The organism is Sphingomonas sp. GC_Shp_3 (assembly GCF_026540945.1).
GTDB lineage: Bacteria > Pseudomonadota > Alphaproteobacteria > Sphingomonadales > Sphingomonadaceae > Sphingomonas.
Genome location: NZ_JALNUT010000002.1, coordinates 503,506 through 521,136 on the forward strand (window position 1 = coordinate 503,506; position 17,631 = coordinate 521,136).

Annotated in this window: 17 protein-coding genes; 7 read left to right on the forward strand and 10 right to left on the reverse strand. The window is 66.7% G+C overall.

From position 1 onward, the window contains the following. The first annotated feature begins 109 nt into the window (after positions 1 to 109). The 4 genes from OXR00_RS08065 (at position 110) to OXR00_RS08080 (ending at position 5,009) form a co-directional block, all read left to right on the forward strand. Positions 110 to 1,309 (forward strand): toxic anion resistance protein, encoded by a 1,200-nt coding sequence (locus tag OXR00_RS08065; RefSeq protein ID WP_267387703.1) that lies wholly within the window; start codon positions 110 to 112, stop codon positions 1,307 to 1,309. A gap of 1 nt (position 1,310) precedes the next feature. Further along, positions 1,311 to 2,009, forward strand: coding sequence for a hypothetical protein (locus OXR00_RS08070; protein WP_267387704.1), 699 nt, complete (start codon positions 1,311 to 1,313; stop codon positions 2,007 to 2,009). A gap of 125 nt (positions 2,010 to 2,134) precedes the next feature. After that, on the forward strand, positions 2,135 to 3,166 hold the full coding sequence (locus OXR00_RS08075; protein ID WP_267387705.1) for a hypothetical protein: 1,032 nt from the start codon (positions 2,135 to 2,137) through the stop codon (positions 3,164 to 3,166). 520 nt (positions 3,167 to 3,686) lie between these two features. Continuing rightward, positions 3,687 to 5,009: a glycosyltransferase gene (locus tag OXR00_RS08080; RefSeq protein ID WP_267387706.1), complete on the forward strand. Its 1,323-nt coding sequence runs from the start codon at positions 3,687 to 3,689 to the stop codon at positions 5,007 to 5,009. Positions 5,010 to 5,068: 59 nt separating this feature from the next. On the opposite strand, the gene OXR00_RS08085 is transcribed toward OXR00_RS08080, so the two are convergent. Next, positions 5,069 to 5,752, reverse strand: coding sequence for a ferritin-like domain-containing protein (locus OXR00_RS08085; protein ID WP_267387707.1), 684 nt, complete (start codon positions 5,750 to 5,752; stop codon positions 5,069 to 5,071). Positions 5,753 to 5,928: 176 nt separating this feature from the next. On the opposite strand from OXR00_RS08085, the gene OXR00_RS08090 reads away from it, so the two are divergent. Beyond that, positions 5,929 to 7,503: an amidase gene (locus OXR00_RS08090; RefSeq protein WP_267387709.1), complete on the forward strand. Its 1,575-nt coding sequence runs from the start codon at positions 5,929 to 5,931 to the stop codon at positions 7,501 to 7,503. Between the two features lie 342 nt (positions 7,504 to 7,845). On the opposite strand, the gene OXR00_RS08095 is transcribed toward OXR00_RS08090, so the two are convergent. The 4 genes from OXR00_RS08095 to OXR00_RS08110 all read right to left on the reverse strand — a co-directional run bounded on the left by OXR00_RS08095 (position 7,846) and on the right by OXR00_RS08110 (position 13,284). Beyond that, positions 7,846 to 9,405 (reverse strand): trypsin-like peptidase domain-containing protein, encoded by a 1,560-nt coding sequence (locus OXR00_RS08095; protein ID WP_267387711.1) that lies wholly within the window; start codon positions 9,403 to 9,405, stop codon positions 7,846 to 7,848. Between the two features lie 84 nt (positions 9,406 to 9,489). Next, positions 9,490 to 9,867 (reverse strand): hypothetical protein, encoded by a 378-nt coding sequence (locus OXR00_RS08100; RefSeq protein WP_267387713.1) that lies wholly within the window; start codon positions 9,865 to 9,867, stop codon positions 9,490 to 9,492. A 48-nt stretch (positions 9,868 to 9,915) separates the two neighbouring features. Then, on the reverse strand, positions 9,916 to 11,067 hold the full coding sequence (locus tag OXR00_RS08105) for a hypothetical protein (protein WP_267387715.1): 1,152 nt from the start codon (positions 11,065 to 11,067) through the stop codon (positions 9,916 to 9,918). A gap of 48 nt (positions 11,068 to 11,115) precedes the next feature. Further along, positions 11,116 to 13,284 (reverse strand): primosomal protein N', encoded by a 2,169-nt coding sequence (locus tag OXR00_RS08110; protein ID WP_267387717.1) that lies wholly within the window; start codon positions 13,282 to 13,284, stop codon positions 11,116 to 11,118. Between the two features lie 89 nt (positions 13,285 to 13,373). Here OXR00_RS08110 and OXR00_RS08115 point away from each other — a divergent pair, with 89 nt between their 5' ends. After that, complete coding sequence (locus OXR00_RS08115) at positions 13,374 to 14,261, forward strand: tyrosine recombinase XerC (protein WP_267387719.1); 888 nt, start codon at positions 13,374 to 13,376, stop codon at positions 14,259 to 14,261. A gap of 84 nt (positions 14,262 to 14,345) precedes the next feature. On the opposite strand, the gene OXR00_RS08120 is transcribed toward OXR00_RS08115, so the two are convergent. Beyond that, positions 14,346 to 14,711, reverse strand: a complete 366-nt coding sequence (locus OXR00_RS08120; protein ID WP_242147647.1) for a PRC-barrel domain-containing protein — start codon at positions 14,709 to 14,711, stop codon at positions 14,346 to 14,348. 137 nt (positions 14,712 to 14,848) lie between these two features. On the opposite strand from OXR00_RS08120, the gene OXR00_RS08125 reads away from it, so the two are divergent. Continuing rightward, positions 14,849 to 15,406, forward strand: a complete 558-nt coding sequence (locus OXR00_RS08125) for a hypothetical protein (RefSeq protein ID WP_267387721.1) — start codon at positions 14,849 to 14,851, stop codon at positions 15,404 to 15,406. A gap of 427 nt (positions 15,407 to 15,833) precedes the next feature. On the opposite strand, the gene OXR00_RS08130 is transcribed toward OXR00_RS08125, so the two are convergent. The 4 genes from OXR00_RS08130 to OXR00_RS08145 form a co-directional block, all read right to left on the reverse strand. Then, a complete protein-coding gene (locus tag OXR00_RS08130) occupies positions 15,834 to 16,433 on the reverse strand; it encodes an FKBP-type peptidyl-prolyl cis-trans isomerase (RefSeq protein ID WP_267387723.1) in 600 nt (199 codons plus the stop codon). An 88-nt stretch (positions 16,434 to 16,521) separates the two neighbouring features. Next, positions 16,522 to 16,728 carry a 30S ribosomal protein S21 gene (gene rpsU, locus OXR00_RS08135; protein WP_034160206.1) on the reverse strand — a complete coding sequence of 69 codons (207 nt, stop codon included), beginning with the start codon at positions 16,726 to 16,728 and terminating at the stop codon, positions 16,522 to 16,524. 109 nt (positions 16,729 to 16,837) lie between these two features. Then, a complete protein-coding gene (locus tag OXR00_RS08140) occupies positions 16,838 to 17,140 on the reverse strand; it encodes a polyhydroxyalkanoic acid system family protein (protein ID WP_242147654.1) in 303 nt (100 codons plus the stop codon). 27 nt (positions 17,141 to 17,167) lie between these two features. Further along, positions 17,168 to 17,584 (reverse strand): VOC family protein, encoded by a 417-nt coding sequence (locus tag OXR00_RS08145; RefSeq protein ID WP_267387738.1) that lies wholly within the window; start codon positions 17,582 to 17,584, stop codon positions 17,168 to 17,170. Positions 17,585 to 17,631: the final 47 nt, after the last annotated feature.

Consider the following 17,631-nt stretch of genomic DNA (forward strand, 5'->3'; position numbering starts at 1 on the left):
AACCCGACCACGAAGCCGGCTAGAGTGCACGCAGCCAGTGATTGCAAAACCCAGCGTGTTATCTACATACCACAGTCAGACCGCGGGCGATCCCGCAAAGGATGAGAGCATGGCCGATACGCAGACCACCGAGCAGAGCCTGGTGCTGACCCCGCCCGACCCGGTGCCCGTCCTCGCCCCGGAAAAGGCAGCGGGGCTGGTGCCGGTCGACGACACGGTCCGCACGCAGTTGCAGACGCGGGTGGCGGGGTTCGTGAGCGATCTCGTCGCGCAGGACGTCAACTCGCCAGAGTTCGGCAAGCGCGTCGATCAGATCGCGGCGATGGGGCAGAAGGAAATCCGCGAGGCGGCGGGCCAGTCCAACCGCTTCCTCGACCGCCCGGTCAAGGCGATGGACGGTGAAAGCGGCGTCGGTGCCGATCTCACCGCGCTGCGCCGGACGATCGAAAAGCTCGACCCCGCCGCCAACAGCAGCCTGATCTCGGGCAAGGGCGGATTGCTCGGCAAGATCTTTGGCGGTGGCGTCACCAGCTATTTCGATAAATACCGGTCTTCGCAGACGCACATCAATGCGATCCTGAAGGCACTGGCCAGCGGCAAGGACGAGCTGCTGATGGACAATGCCGCGATCGATATCGAACGTGCCAATCTGTGGGCCGCAATGGGCCGGCTCGAACAGATGATCGTATTGTCCAAGGAAATGGATTCGAGCCTTGAGGACAAGGCGAACGAACTCGATCACAGCGACCCCGCCAAGGCGAAGGCGATCCGCGAGACGGCATTGTTCTATGTCCGCCAGCGCACCCAAGACCTTCTGACCCAAATGGCGGTGACGGTGCAGGGCTATCTCGCGCTTGATCTCGTCAAGAAGAACAATGTCGAGCTGGTGAAAGGCGTTGATCGCGCCTCCACCACCACCGTCTCGGCGCTGCGCACCGCCGTCACCGTCGCGCAGGCGCTGGCCAACCAGAAACTGGTGCTCGACCAGATCACCGCGCTCAACACCACCACCGCCAACATTATCGATTCGACAGGCAAGCTGCTCAAGAGCCAGACCGCGCGCATCCACGAACAGGCCGCCGCATCGACCATCCCGGTCGAGACGCTGCAACGCGCGTTCCAGAACATCTACGACACAATGGACGCGATCGACACGTTCAAGCTGAAGGCACTCGATTCGATGAAGTCGACCGTCACCACGCTGTCGAACGAAGTCGAGAAATCGAAGGGCTACATCGCGCGGGCCGAAGGGGCGACGCAGAACACGCTGTCCGGGCCGGCCGACACGTTCAAGCTGGAGGCGGTGTGACATGACCGACGTCGACCGCCAGATCGCGCGCACCACCGACCTGCTCGACCGGACACGCGAGCGGACGCTAGCGCAGCGGCGGCGGGCGCGCGGCGGCACCAGCCTCGCCAAACGCGCCGGACTGATCGCTGGCGCCGATCTCGCCATTATCGTAGCGACGATTGTGGTCGGCTGGATCGTGCCGATCGGGATGGGCGGCGCGCTGCTCGCCGGGGCGTTGCTGGTAGCGGTGACGCTGATCCTCGCGTTCGCACGGCTGTCGACGCCGGTCGCACCCGAACGGCTTGCGCAGGTGCCGCTGAAGGCGCTGCCCGCCAAGACCGAACAATGGCTGGAAACACAGCGCCCCGCCTTGCCCGCGCCCGCGCAGATGCTGCTCGACGGGATCGGCACGCGGCTCGACATGCTCAGCCCGCAGTTGGCGACGCTCGACGAACAACAGCCCGCCGCTGCCGAGGTGCGCAAGCTGCTTGGCGAACAGTTACCCGAACTGATCCGTGGCTATGCGCGCGTGCCGGAGCCGCTGCGTGCCCAGGCGCGCAACGGCCGATCGCCCGATGCGCAACTGACCGACAGCCTGAAGCTGATCGACGACGAGATCCGCGAGATGAGCGCGCAACTGGCGCAGGGCGATCTCGACAGTTTCGCCACGCGCGGTCGCTTTCTGGAGATCAAATATCGCGACGATAAAGCGACGTAAGATTTGCAAAATACCGCGTCGTAACGGCTCGGTCACCCTGCGGTTGGCATTCGGTAACCATTCTGCTCAATCCGCTGTTTAACGTATCTCCCTAAGCCGGCGTCTACTGCTTGGGGGAGTATAGGATGTACAGGAACTTGCGCGGCGCGGTCGCGATCGTCGCCCTTGCCATGCCGATCGCCGCACAGGCCGCACCTGCGGACGTGCTCCAGCCGGTTCAGGCCAATGTGGAAAGCGTGCGGTTCGATCGCGGTGATTACATCGTCGACCACCCCGGCCGCCGTGCGGCAGTGCAGATTCGGGCGATGCCGAGCGACCACGGCCACCTCTCGTTCGTGGTGGCGGTGATGAACACCGGCGCGGAAGCGATCAACATCGATGTCGGCAACATCCGCGTCGATGGCGTTGCCGAGCCGGTCAGCGTGCTCACCCGCGCGCAGATGGAACACATGGCGGCGAACCGCGCCGGCTGGGCGAAGGCGCTGATGATCGTCGGCGGCGGGCTGGCGGCAGCGGCGCAGGCGACCCAACGCAATCACTATACTGCCGTCGCCGCCACTCCGCGCAGCTTCGCCGCGGTAAACGCCAGCACCGCCTGCGGCGGTTGTCAGATCGCCGCGAGTGAGACGATAGCGCAGACCGGCTCCACGCTCGACCAGATCCAATACCGACTCGACGAGACGCGCCGGCAACTTGGCGAACAGATGTTGCAGTTAACGACGGTGTTCCCCGGTCAGTCGTATGGCGGACGCATCTTCCTGTCGCGTTTCAAACATGCGCCGAACGATCAGGTCCGGCTGAGCGTGCAGGTCGGCGATGAAACGCTGACGGTGGCGTTCCGCTTTGCGCCCGCCGGCGCGCCGCTGCCGAGCTACCGGCTTGCCGCCGCGCCGGTGGTGCTGGCCACTACGGTCGCGCCGCCTTACGTCCCGGCGATGGCGATGCGCCCGACGATCGTCACGCCGCCTGCCACGACGGTGATGCGCGCCGTGGCGACGCCGGTCGCATTCGCCCCAACGGGCGCGATGCAGACGTCGGGCGTGGATGCTGAAACGCGTTCGAAATGGCAGCGCTATTACGCAACGTTGATCGCCAGCGGCGTGGCCAGAGGCCAGGCCCAGAACATGGCGGACGAGGAGTTCGGCGCGGTCGATTGAGACCGGCGAGCCTTCCCGCTCGGGGCGAAGAGAATCGTCCAATCTCCGGCACAATACAAGGCTTGTTTCGCGCGAAAATGTTGCGCAAACATGTGGCGTGCCCAGGCCTGGGTACGCCGTGTTAACTAAGCGAAAGGAGGTGATCCGATGTCTCATGGTTCAGCAATGGGGTCGGTTCAGTTCGTTCGGGGGACGCACCGCTAAAGCTTGCCGGGCGTGACGGGGGGTATCCTCCCCCAGACAACGTCGCCGCCCATCAAAGCTTCGCGGTCCGCATGGTCTCCCAAGCTGGAGCTTCCGGCCGCTGACCATGTCAGGAGGTTGCCGGGTGCCGAAAGGCCCCGGCAGCCTCTTTTCATATCCGACGGCGAGGGGGTCGTCATCGCCGCGCAATCTCTGCTTCATCTAGCAAGAGCCGCAGCACAGAAATCGGCTGTTTCCTCGCCACCGGTCGCATTTTCCCCGCCGCCATGATCCTGTGATTGACGCCGCCTGCGCGATTTCACAGGGGGGCGAGGGCATGCGCAAGATCGTCCTCACCACCATCGGCACGCTTGGTGATCTCCACCCCTTTATCGCCATCGCGCAGGCGCTGCATCGCCACGGCTTCACGCCGGTGCTGGCGGTCGCGGAGGACCAGCTCAACAAATGCCGCGCGGCGGGGATCCAGGCCGTGGCGGTGCTGCCGGGCTTCGACACGGTACAGCGCCGCATGGGGTTGAGCGAGAACGCCGCGGTCAAGCGCATCATGAGCAACCAGATCGAGATGCTCGAACAGGTGCTGCTCCCCGCCCTGCCGGAATGCATCGAAAAGCTCGAGGCGGTGGCATATGACGCAGAGGCGATCGTCGCGTCGATCTTCGTGTTCGCAGCACCGATCGTCGCGGAGAAGACCGGCGTCCCGCTGGTCTCGGTAGTGTTGCAGCCGATGGCGATGCTGTCCGCCTACGATCCGCCGCGCACGCCCGATTTCTGGATGATGCGCCACGCGCCCAACGGCGCGATCGGGCGCGCGTGGAACCGCATGGTGTACGCGACGATGCGGCGGGCCGTGCAGATCAAATGCGGCCCGGCGCTCGCCCGCGCTCGTGCACGTCACGATCTGCCCCGCAAAAGCGCGCGCCGCCTGCTGGAGGCGAGCGACCGATCGGTGCTGACGCTCGGCATTTACTCGCACCACTTTGCTCCGCTGCCGCACGACGTCGCCGGCAACACGCGACTGGTCGGCTTTCCGATCTTCGACAGTCAGAGCGGCGCGGAGGAGATGCTAGACCCCGCGCTGTCCGCCTTTCTCACGCGGGGCGAGGCGCCAATCGTGTTCACGTTGGGCAGTTTCGCGGTGCACTGCCCCGGGAACTTCTATGCGGAGGCTGCCACTGCCGCGCGCGCGATCGGCCGGCGCGCGGTGCTGCTGACCGGCGGGCGCGATGCACCGTGTGACGAGGGCGACGTGTTCCGCTGCCCCTACGCGCCGCACTCGCTGCTGTTCCCGGCGGCGGCGGCGGTGGTGCATCACGGCGGTGTCGGTACGACCGGGCAGGCGCTGCGCGCGGGGAAACCGCAGTTGGTCGTGCCGCACATGGGCGACCAATATGATCACGGCCAGCGGATCGAGCAACTTGGTGTCGGTCTGTCGATGAAGGCGCACCGCTTTACCGCGACGCGCGCAGCCGGGTTGATCGGGCGATTGCTCGACGACACCAGATACGTTGCCACGGCCGAACGCATCGGCGGGCAGGTCTCGCGCGAATATGGCGCCGATGCTGCGGCGGCCGCGATCGCGCACGCGCTCGGGCCCGTGCAGAGCGATGCCGCGCCGGTATTGCCGAACGTGATAGCCTGAGCCTCCCCGGGCAGCGCGCGATGATCTGTCAGCGCACGCTCTGCAGATGCATGCCCGCGTCAGCGGGGGGAGGCGGCAATCACCGGGCGGCTTGCCTCCCCCTCCTTCGCATCCGCCCATCCGGTGGCACGCGGCAGCCAGGGGTTGAGGAACAGCAGCGGCAGTTTCAGGAACAGCAACTCGCGATGAATCCAGAAGTCGATCAACCGCTCGCGCCGTTTCGCCTGCGGGCGGCCGGTGCGGACCAGCCAGTCGCGATAGGGTTGCCAGTGGCTTGGCTCGTCGCGCTCGACGATGCGGAAGATCTTCACCAGCACCGGATCGGACCGCACCAGCGCTGATTTCAGCAACGTGTCGACCTGCTTCATGCCGCGCATCTCGGTCAGCATGATGACACGGCACAACCGCTCGAACAGCGCTTCGCTGGCGATCACCGCCTGCGTATCGAGGTCATCGATGGTCGAGCCGAACGCGATTTCGACGAAACGATCGATATGCCCGCATGCCCTATCGACCGAGAGCGGCATGTGTCCGCGCAGTTCGAACCAGCGGCGGAACATCACGTAATGCTTGCGCTCGTCGGCACGGTGCTTGCGGATCGCCGCGATAAAGCCGGCGTCATCCGGGCAATGCGCCAGCACCGCCTCCAGCACACGGTCGATGCTCGTATACCCGCGATGTTCGTTGTAGATGTAGATGGAGCCGAGCACATCGAGATACCGGCGTCTGAAGGCGTCGAACATCGTCCGGTTATTAACCCCCATTTGGGCCGCGTGCGGCCCGCCTCTCCCGTCTGCCCTGTTTCGAGCTTTCCTCATCGTAGCACCGCGCGCGGGATTGCCTAATGATATTGCGCGGGCACTTGCGGGCGCGTGCGGCCTTGCGCATCATCGCACACGAACACGGGTACGGGGGTACAATGCGGAACATCATCCTGCTGGCGGCACTGGCCGGCGCCGCGCCGGCGACGGCGCAAACCGTGGCGATCGAGGAAGTCCCGGTCGAGCGGCTCGACGCGATGCTGGCGAACGGCACCGCGACCAGCGAGGGGATCACCCGCGCTTACCTCGCGCGGATTGCGGCGATGGATCACACCGGGCCGACCCTCCGTGCGATCATCGCGCTCAACCCCGACGCGCTGGCGGCGGCGCGGGCAAGCGATGCGCGACGCAAGGCGGGCAAACCGCTCGGCCCGCTCGACGGCGTACCGGTGCTGGTGAAGGACAATATTGAAACGCGTGACCCGATCGCAACGACCGCCGGCAGCCTCGCGCTGAAGGACAACGTCACCCACCGCGATGCACCGGTGGTGGCGCGGCTACGCGCGGCCGGCGCGGTGATCCTCGGCAAGACCAACCTGTCGGAATGGGCCAATATCCGCTCCGACCATTCGATGAGCGGATGGAGCGGTGTCGGCGGGCTGGTGCGCAACCCCTATGCGCTCGACCGGACCGCGTGCGGGTCGTCGAGCGGGACGGGCGCGGCGGTGGCTGCGAGCTTCGCCGGTGCGGGCGTCGGCACCGAGACCGATGGCTCGGTCGTGTGCCCATCCGCGATGAATGGGCTGGTCGGACTGAAGCCGACGCTCGGCCTTGTCAGCCGCACGCATGTCGTGCCGATCAGCCACAGCCAGGATACGCCCGGACCGATGGCGCGCAGCGTGCGCGATGCGGCGATCCTGCTCGGCGGAATGGCCGGTGGCGACCCTGCCGACCCCGCCACGCGCCCAGCGGACGCACATGTCCACGATTTCGCCGCACCGCTTGCTGCCGCATCGCTGACGGGCGTGCGCATCGCGGTGTTGCGCCCCGACATGCCCGAGGCGATGAAGCCCGTCTATGCCGCCGCGCTCGCCGTGCTGAAGGCGCAAGGCGCAGTGCTGGTCGGTGTCGACGCGCCCAAGCTCGACGGGCTGGGCGAGGCGGAAAGCGCGGTGCTGCACACCGAGTTGAAGGCCGATCTCGCCAGCTATCTCGCCACCACGCCGGCGGCGGTGAAGACGCGCACGCTTGGCGACGTGATCGCGTTCGATGACGCCAACACGGCAGCCGAAATGCCGTTCTTCGGGCAGGAGTTCTTCCTTGCCGCCGAACGGACGCATGGCCTGAGCGATCCCGAGTATCTCGGCGCATTGGCGAAATCGCGGCGGCTTGCGGGCAAGGAGGGGATCGATGCGATGCTGGCGCAGGCGAACGCCACGTTGCTGGTCGCCCCGACCTACGGCGTCGCGTGGCTCAGCGACACCGTGTCGGGTGACGGCAGCGAAGGGCCGAGCGCGAGCCAGTTGCCGGCGGTGGCGGGCTACCCGCACCTTACCGTGCCAATGGGTCTCACAAAGGGCCTTCCAGTCGGACTGTCGTTCATCGCGACGGCGTGGGGCGATCAGACGGTGCTGAACGCGGGCTATGTCTACGAACAGGCTTCACACGCAAGAGTTGCGCCGCGCTACTTGTCCAGCGCCAACCTCGACCCCGCGATAGACGGGACGCGGTAGACGACCGGCTTGACGGATCGACCAGTGGGGCGAACGCTCCGCACTCGCCTACGCGACACCGGCGCGGGCGATTCTCGCCGTCTGCATATTGCCGCCGGAATGACCCCGCGCAGCATTGCCGCTGCCGAGGCGGGATGCCGAGCACTGTTACGGGCGTCGTCGCATGGGCGGTGCGGTGGGTTGTTCTGCCAGATCGTGGACCGCGCGGTGAAGCGGACCCACAGGTTCACGCGCGCCTCCTTGATGACGCACCTGCACGACATCGCGCCGACCGATACTAATCTCAGCCTGATCGCCGATGACGCGGCGCACCGACTGTATGCACAGTAAGGCCGAGCAGCGTTACGGCGTCGTGTCGGCACTACAGTGGTAGACGATCTTCTCATTAGGGCTGGACGGTAGCGCCGCCCGCACCGCCGCCTGCTGCGTGGCCAGGCTGGCGCGCGCGGCGGGATCGGCCGAACACGCCTTGAGCGGCACCTGCGCGCGGATCTTCCGCACCGCGTCCATCTGGTCCGCGCCGAGGAAATAGCGCAGCGCGGTATAGCTGCCGGTCGCTGGGTCGAACTGCAGCAGCGACACGGTCTGCTCTTCCGAAGGCACGAGTACACGCTCCCACCGTGCACCGTTCTCCGCATATTGCGTGCGGCCGTTCATGCACCCGTCCCGTCCCCAGTCGAGCTTGACCGGATCGGTCGAGGACGAGACGATGCGGCTACGCTCGGCCACGACCGAGCACAGCAATTTGCCGCTCGCCGCCTGCGCAAGCGGGGTCGGCGTGGCGAGCGGCGTCGTGTCGGGCGGCAGCACCGGGTCGCCGGTCGGACGATTGAAGAACACGACGGCGGATGCCACCATCAGCAGCACGCCGAACGCGCCCGCGCCGATCGCCCAGCGCCGCTGCGACCGAACTTCGAGCAGCCCGCCCGCACCGACCGCAAGCGCACCGGCGACGAGCAGCACGGCGGCGAGCGCCATCACATTCTCACGGTTGTTCTCGACATCGGCGCGCGCTTTGGCGAGTGCCGCCTCATGCGCGAGAGCGGCGCGGGCGGCGGCATCACGCTTCGCGGCATCGGCCTGCGCGATCGCCTGCGCATCGGCATCGCTGTCGCGCTTGAGCGTGTCGGCCAGACTGGTGCACGGCAGGCCGACCGCCGCATACGGCTGCTTTGCGGCGGCGAGGAACGCGGTCAGTTCGCTGTCGGCGATGGCAAAACCGAAACTGCTGTCGCCATCCTGGTTCTGCGTGATCGCAGAATTCACGCCAAGCACCCGCCCGCATGGGTCGAGCAACGGGCCGCCCGAATTACCACGTGCGATCGCGGCGGTGTGAAGCAGCACCTGCGTGCCCGACATCAAGCGCCGCCCGGAATAGGTGCCCTCGGTCCGCACCGGCGTAAGCGGGTGGATATAGTCGGTAGAGGATTGCGCGGTGGCGAGATCGACGTTGCCGGGGTAGCCGAGCGCGGTGACGCCGCTACCCTCCTCGACCGGGCCGCTGTAGAGCGCGACTGGCGGCAGCCGCGCGCCGGTGAACTCGATGATGGCAAGGTCGTGCGCCGCATCGAACGCGATCACCTTGCCCTCGTAGCTCTTGGTCCCCTCCGATGGGACCACGCCGACCACGACGTTGCCGGGGTAGCGATGCGCCACCTCGACGACATGCGCGTTGGTGACGATACGGTTGGGCGCGATCGCGAAACCACTGCCGTGACCGAAGCCGACCACCTCGCCATCCACCATCGCGATCGTGACGACGCGTACCACGCCACGCGCCGCGGCGGAGATATCGTCGGCGCGGGCGGGGGCAAGCGCGGCGAGGAGTGCGACTGCCAGCATCACGATCAGCCGATCGATACGAACGGTACGCGCGGCGACGAGGAAGGTTGAAACGGTCATCGCGGTATTTTCTGGCAGGAAGCGACGCGGCAGGACAGCCCAAAAGCGGCCACCTGCCCCGATCGCCCGGCGCGTTTCGCGCGATTAGCTGTCCGACTCGTGGCGGTCGCGCTGCTCCTTGAGCGCGGCCAACGCCGTGTCGATCCGCGTCTTGTCGCCGCTGTCGAGCGCGGTCGAAAGGTCGGCGGCAAAGGTGGTGAACCTGGCGCCGTGGCTGGGCGCGTAGGCGATCGGCGCGAGAGCTGCCTTGGCCGCCGGATACTCACCATCCGCGATCCGCTGGAACACTACGTCGAAGCGCAGGCGCGGATCGTCCGCCAGCAGGTCAAGCGCATGGTACAGCCCAGCCTTGGCGTTTGCCGTCGGCGCCTGACCGGCCGCCGCAAAGCTTCGGTAATAGAGCATCAGCGGCTCGGGATCTTCGGTCTGGAGGCGGTTGGCCTGCGCGAAGCTGCGGCGCACCGCGCTCCATGTCGCGGCGTCGCTCCGCTTCGCCGCCTTTGCGAGTTCCTACTCTGCACGGCCCTTGAACACGAACGCCTTTTCGGTGGCGGGGGCGATCGCGATGGCGCGATCGGCGGCGGCGAGCGCGGTTGCGTTATCCTTCGCGTCGATCGCGGCTTCGGCAAGCTCGAGCTGCGCCGCGGCGTCGTCCGGTACCAGCGTCGCGGCCTTGCGCGCCAGCGCCAGCACGCCGGGCGCGTTCGATTTGTCCACGCCCGCCTTGCTACGGATCCGTGCCGGCATGCTCGCCGCCTCGCCCGCACCCAGCTTGCGAACGTTGACCGCATCGATGGTGATCGCGCTCGCCGGCACGGTACGCACGTCGACCTTCGCCGCGCTGATCTGCTTGGCCAGTTCGCGCTGAAGCTGGTCGAGGTCGCCGAACACCTTGTCAGCCTCGATCGGCGTCTTGCCTTGGTTGAGCGCTTGCAGGAACGCCCCGAGTTGGCCGCGACAGCTCGGCTCGAACGTCAGGTAGTGGATCAGCAACCACCCGCGCCCGTAGATTTCGCTCACCTCGTCCATGTAAATCTTGCGCGAGTCGGACGTGAGCATATCCCGCACCGACAACGCGTTCCGATCGATCAGCGAGCGTGCGCGGTACGCGGGCGGCGCGCCGAACGTCACCGATCCTTCCACGCCGAACGTCGCGGTGCCATGGAATTCGGCAAAGCCCTCCACGAACCAGTACGGCAACGCCATCGTCGGATAAGTATCGAACATGAAATGGTGCGTATATTCGTGGCGCAGCACGGAATCGCCGTCCAGATCGTAGGCGCCGCCGCTGGTGCCGGTAAACAGGCGGGAGCCGGTGATGTGCGTTTTCGACGGTGCGCTGCGCGGCACGAAAGCGACCGGACCGCTTACCGACGGGCGATAGAAGCCCGCGACGTTCGGCCCGGCCAGGCTCTCGATCTCCGCGATATCTTTCACGACGTACACCGTGACGCGCGCGACCGGTGGCACCGGCGGATCATCGACGCCCCGAAACACCCGCATAGCCTTGTCGAACCGCTCGAGCTGTTCGGCATAGGATTGCAGATGCTTGGGGTCATCGTTCGAGAACACCGCGAAATGCTTCGAATCCGCCTCGTACCAGTCGGCGTGCGCGGCGGCCGGTACACATGCCAGACACAGCGCCATCAACCGTCGAATCATCGCAGCCCCCCAACACGCCCCCGTGCGCCTCAAGCGTAAGAGCGCGCCTTACAGAAAGCTATACGGATCGACGTCCACCACCACCCGCACCTTGGCAGACCAGTCCACCCCATCCAGCCAACTGCGGATCACATCCTGCACGTCGAGCGCGCGCCGCGCGTGGACGAGCAGGCGGAAGCGGTGCCGCCCGCGCAGCATCGCCAAGGGCGCGGGTGCGGGGCCGTACACTTCCATCGCCTCGATCTTGGGCGCGGCGCGGCCGATTGCCTTGGCGGTGTCCTGCGCGGCACCCTGATCCTCGCTCGATACCACGATCGCGGCGAAGCGCCCGAACGGCGGCGCCCCCGCCTCGCGCCGGCTTTCCGTCTCGGTGGCATAAAACGCCTCGGCATCGCCGGTGATGAGCGCGCGCATCACGCTCGCGTTTGGGCTGTGCGTCTGGAGGTAGACGTGGCCCGGCTTGGCGCCGCGCCCGGCCCGGCCGGACACCTGCATGATCTGCTGAAAGGTCCGCTCGCTCGCGCGCAGGTCGCCGCCTTCCAGCCCGAGATCGGCGTCGATAACGCCGACCAACGTCAGGTTGGGGAAGTGATAGCCCTTCGTCACCAGCTGCGTACCGACGATGATGTCGATATCGCCCGCCTCCATCCGGCCGACGAACTCGGCGGCTTTGGCGGGGGACCAGATCGTGTCGGAGGTGACCACCGCCACCTTCGCCTCCGGGAACAGCGCGCGCACCTCGTCGGCGATGCGCTCCACGCCGGGGCCGACCGGTACCAAAGTATCCTCGGTCGAACATTCCGGGCAGACGCGCGGGACCGGCTCGGCATGGCCGCAGTGATGGCAGGCGAGCCGCCGCACCAGCCGGTGCTCGACCATCCACGACGTGCAGTTCGGGCACTGGAAACGATGCCCGCAGGTCCGGCACAAGGTCAGCGGCGCATAGCCACGCCGGTTGAGGAACATCAGCGCCTGCTCGCCGCGCGCCAGCGTCTCGTCGAGCGCTTTGACCAGACGTGGCGCCAGCCATTTGCCGCGCTCGGGCGGTTCGGCGATAAGGTCGATCGGTTCGATCGCGGGCATCTCCGCCGCACCCCAGCGACCGGGCAGCTTGACCTCGGCATAACGCCCGGCGGCGACCTGCTGGCGCGTCTCGATCGCGGGCGTGGCGGAGGCGAGGATCACCGGGCAGCCTTCGAATTTGCCGCGCATCACCGCCACGTCGCGGGCGTGATAATGCACGCCGTCTTCCTGTTTGAAGCTGGTCTCGTGCGCCTCGTCGACCACGATCAGCCCGAGATTGGCGTAGGGCAGGAACAACGCCGAACGCGCGCCGACCGTCACCATCGCCTGACCGTCGGCGATCTGCCGCCATGCCCGCCGCCGCTGGGAAGACCGCAAGCCCGAATGCCACGCCACCGGCGCACAGCCGAAGCGCGCGGCGAAGCGCGTGAGGAACGGCTCGGTCAGCGCGATTTCGGGGAGCAGCACCAGCGTCTGCCGCCCCGCCGCGATCGCCGCCGCCACCGCCTCGAAATACACCTCGGTCTTACCCGACCCGGTCACCCCGTCGAGCAGGGTCGGCTGGAACCGCTCCGCCACGACATCCGCAACCAGCCGCGCCGACGCGTCGCGCTGGTCCGCCGACAGTGCGGGTGCGCCGTGTGCAGGGTCGGGCATCGGGAACGGCTGGTCGATATCCACCGACACCGGCTCGATCGCGCCGGTCTTCACCAGCCCGCGGATCACCGCGTCGGATACGTCGGCGATGGTGGCGAGCTCGCGGATCAGCCCCTGATGCGCGCCGATCCGCTCCAGCGCTTGGGCACGCTGCGGGGTGAGCCGGTCCGGCACATCGCCGGTCGCGCGATATTCGGTGATGAGCTTCGCCCCCTCCAGCGCCGAGGTGGACGCGAGCGCCATCCGCGCGACCGCGGCGGGCGGCGCAAGATAATAATTCGCGGTCCACTCGATCAACCGCCTGAGCGGCGCGGCGAGCGGCGGCACCGGCAGCACATCCATCAGATTGCGCAAACGATTGTCGCCGACCTCCGCATCGGAGGGCATCCGGTCGGCCTCCCACACCACGCCGAGCAACTGGCGCGGGCCAAGCGGCGCAACCACGACCGACCCCGGCTCGACGCTCATGCCGTGCGGCACGCGGTAGTCGAGCGGGCCAAGCGCGGAATTCATGACGAGGACACGGGCACGGGACATGGTGGCCACGTATCTAGGGACCGGCGCGGCAAAACGCGACTGTCGCGTCCCACTTCGCGGTTGCGGCGGTTTGCTGTAAGGCAGCGGGGATGATCCTGCCCATCGCCTTTGCCGAGCATCTCGCCCGCGACCGGCGGCGGTCGGCGCATACCGTCCGCGCCTATCAGGCGACGGCGGAGCGGCTGATGGCGTTCCTGCAAGGCCATTGGGGTGCCGCGGTGACGCAAGAGGCGCTCGGGCAGATCACTGCAACCGATCTACGCGCGTTCCTCGCGGCGCGGCGCGGCGCGGAGACCGGCACGGGGCTCGGCAATGCCTCGGCCGCGCGCGAGCTCTCGGCGGTTCGCGCGTTCCTGGCCTTTGCGGGTGTCACCGCGCCGCGCCTCGCCGGCCCGCGTGTGAAGAAAGGCGTGCCGCGCCCGATCTCTCCGGACGAGGCGATCGCTCTCGCCGACACGGTGGCAGAGGCGCGCGATGAGCCTTGGATCGGCGCGCGTGATCTTGCGGTCCTGCTGCTGCTCTACGGCACGGGTCTGCGGATCGGCGAGGCCGTCGGTCTGACGGGGGCGGCGCTCCCGCTTGGCGAGACATTGGTGGTGACGGGTAAGCGCGGCAAGACGAGAATGGTACCGCTGCTGCCGCAAGTCCGCGCGGCAGTCGAGACGTACGTCTCGCTTTGCCCCTATGCGTTAGCGCGCGATGCGCCGCTGTTTCTTGGTGCCAAGGGCGGTTCGCTCGCGCCCGGGCTTATCCGCCGCGCGGTGCAGACGGCGCGCGCGCAGCTCGGGCTAGCCGAACGCACCACCCCGCACGCCCTGCGCCACAGCTTTGCGACGCACCTGCTCGGGCGCGGCGCGGATCTGCGCGCATTGCAGGAACTGCTGGGGCACGCCAGCCTCGGCTCCACGCAAATCTATACGGCTGTCGATGCGGCGCACCTGCTCGACGTCTACCGCAGCGCACACCCTCGCGCCTGATGCTCACCGGCATCTTCGGCATCGAGTGACTTCAGTCGGGGGGTAATGTTGCTACCCGCGCTAGTTGCCAGGCGGCAGCAAGATTTACACCGCGAGGTTCTCGCTCGGGACAGCGTAATAGCTCGCGACGCGATCGGCATAGGCCTGATCGAAATCGGGCGCATTATTGGCCCAGCTCGGGCCACCTTCCAACACGCGCCGATCAATCGTGACGACATAGCTGTCAGACACCGGATCGAAATCGAGCAGGCTGAACGGCAGCGGATAGAACGCCTTGCCCATGCCGAGGAAACCCCCGATCGTCAGCACGGCGTACAGCGCATGGCCGCTGCGCTTGTCGACCATGAAGGCGTGAACGGTGCCAACGCGTTCACCATCGCGGCTGCGAACCTTCATCGCGTCCGAGCGGTTGGAGGAGATCAGCAATTGCGTGGCGGGTTGATCGGTCATGCGGGAGCCCTTTTACGTGTCGGAGTCGTAACGGGTGGCGCAGCGCGCGGTTCCTGAACGTGAGGGTGCGACATTTCATCGGCGAAGCGGCACGCAAGCTGTTGAGCCGGACGCCCGCCTGCCGCATAGCGTGCGGCATGCGCGCACGTTTCCTAGTCGGCCTTTGCCTCGTTTCGCTCGCGGGCTGCGTGGCGAAGGCACCGCCACCATCGCCCCGCCCCGCGCCCGCGCCCGCGCCTGCGCCGATCCGGGCGCCAGTTCGGACCCCGGTGCCGTTACCGCCGCCACCGCCGCCCGCCGCAAGCGACTGGCGTGACGTGCCGTTGACGCCGGGGGATTGGGTGTACCGGCAGGATGCCCGTGGTTCGATCGCGTTATACGGCGTGCCCGGCAGCGACGCGCTGGTGACGCTGCGCTGCGACATGGCGGCGCGGATGGTGTACCTGTCACGCGCGGGCAGCGGCCCGGCCGCGCCGGTAACAATCCGCACCACCAGCACCGCGCGCACGCTGAACTTCACCCCGACCGGCGGCAACCCGCCATATCTTGCGGTGGCGATCACGCCGCGCGATTCGCTGCTCGATGCGATGGGCTTCAGCCGCGGGCGCTTCACGATAGAGCAGTCCGGTGTCCGCACTTTGGTCGTACCGGCCTGGGCAGAAATCGAGCGCGTGACCGAAGACTGCCGAGGCTAGAAGCTGCGAGCCGGAGTTATACGAAGGTTCGGCGATATCAGGCGTGCGTCGCGACGCAGCGCGACCGAGTGTTAGCGGCGATATCGTGGCGACACGCCGTGCTGGCGAATGCGGATGATGGACCGCAAGGTCGGTCGCTTGGCAGGCGTCGCGCGACACGTGCCGCCGAGCGCCATTTGCCGCTCAACACTGTGCCGATGATGAGGCACCTGCCAACACTCCGGGCGGCGCAATAGCATCACCATCGCGGTAGAAGCCGCCTTCCCCGTCTACGCCAGAGCGAAGTGTCTCGGCACAATGCCGCTCGCGGTAGGCTGGGCATCCCGCCAGAACGTTCCTGGCCCGCCCAAACGACAAGAGCCACGAGCAAACGCTCGTGGCTCTCAGATCCGCTTCGAGCGGGAACGCGGCGGTGCTCAGCGTCCGATCAGTGGCCGGGCGCTGGCGGGACTACGCCGGGGGGCATCGCGCCGGGCGCGCCGCCCTGCATCTGCTGTTGTTGCATTTGCTGCTGCATCTGCATCTGGCGCAGCGTGGCTTCAGGAATGAAGTCGAGCAGGTCTACCGTAAAGGCCAACACCGAATTCGCCGGGATCGGCCCCTTGGCTTCGGCGCCATAGCCGAGGCTTGGCTTGATCCAGAACTGGTACTTGGATCCTTTGGTCATCAGCTTCAAAGCCTCGCTGAAGCCCGGCACGACACCGCTGACGGGCATCGGCGTAGGCTGCTGCGACTTGTCGAACGTGGTGCCGTCGAGCAGCTTGCCCTCGTAATTCACCAGCGCGACGTCGGTGTCGGTCGGCTTCTCGGTGCCCTGCCCCGGCTGCAACACCTTGTACTGCAAGCCGGACGGCGTCTCTACAACACCCTTGGCATGGCGGTTCTTGGCGAGGAACGCGGTGACCGGATCGACCGGCGCCTGCATCGCGAGCGCCGCTGCCGCCACAAAGGCCAGCGCGATGCCGACCCACACATAAACCAGGATGTTCCGACGGATCGGTTTCATCGGTACGGCGGTGATCGACATTGGCTGTCCCCGGGGGATCGTCCGGCGCACGGCGCACCAGATCAGGTTATACTATTTTGACGGTCAAAGGCGTGAACGCCAGCGGCGTTTACCGCGCGCCGTCACGCTCCAGGCGCTTGCGCTCAAGCTTGCGGGCGCGGCGCACGGCGGCTGCACGCTCGCGAGCGCGCTTCTCGCTGGGCTTCTCGTAATGGCGGCGGAGCTTCATCTCGCGATAAACGCCCTCACGCTGCAGCTTCTTTTTAAGGGCGCGCAGCGCTTGGTCGACGTTATTGTCGCGAACGATGATTTGCATAAAAAGCTCGAACTCCGGATCAATAGAAATCGGTCGTCGCAAGCCAAAGCTCGCGCCGCAAGCGGTGCGCCCTACACGCACCCGCGCCCATTTTCAACCGATTGTTGAATCAAGCCAACAGCTTCGGGCCTTCCTTGGCGAGCTTTGCGCGAATTTTGTCCGCGAACAGACGCAGCAGCGGCGGCAGGTCGATCACCGCGTGCACCTTGTCATCGAGCGCCTCGACTCGGCTCGACACGCGCTGGCCCATCGCGACGATCGTGAAGTGCAGCGTGTCGCCATCCCAGCGATGTTCCGTCACGGAACTGCCGGGCAGCATGGTGGTGGCCTTCTGCACGCCCTGCTCAAGCCGCGCACGGATCTCGGCGCGGGAGTGCTGGTGCGGAATGTCCATCGTAATCGGATCGGCCATGGATCAGGAAACCTTCATCAGCGGACGTTATGTCGCGAACAGCATCGCATCGTCGGCGAACGCCTTGAACTCCAGAGCGTTTCCGCTTGGATCATAAAAGAACATTGTTGCCTGTTCGCCGGGCTGCCCGACGAAGCGGATGTGCGGCGCAATCCCGAAATGCGTACCCGCCGTCTGCAGCCGATCGGCAAGCGCCTGCCAGTCCGCCATGGTCAGCACGACGCCGAAATGCGGCACCGGCACGTCATGGCCGTCGACCGGGTTCGCCACCGTCACCACCTTCGCGGCAGGATCGAGATGTGCGACGATCTGGTGGCCGAACAGGTCGAAGTCGATCCATGTGTCGGCGCTGCGCCCCTCCGCGCAACCGAGCGTATTGCCGTAAAATCCACGCGCGGCGGCAAGATCGTGAACCGGGAAGGCGAGGTGGAACGGACGCGGCATGACGGTACGTTAGCGCGGATCGGCGTGTTCGTCACCCGCGTTACGCA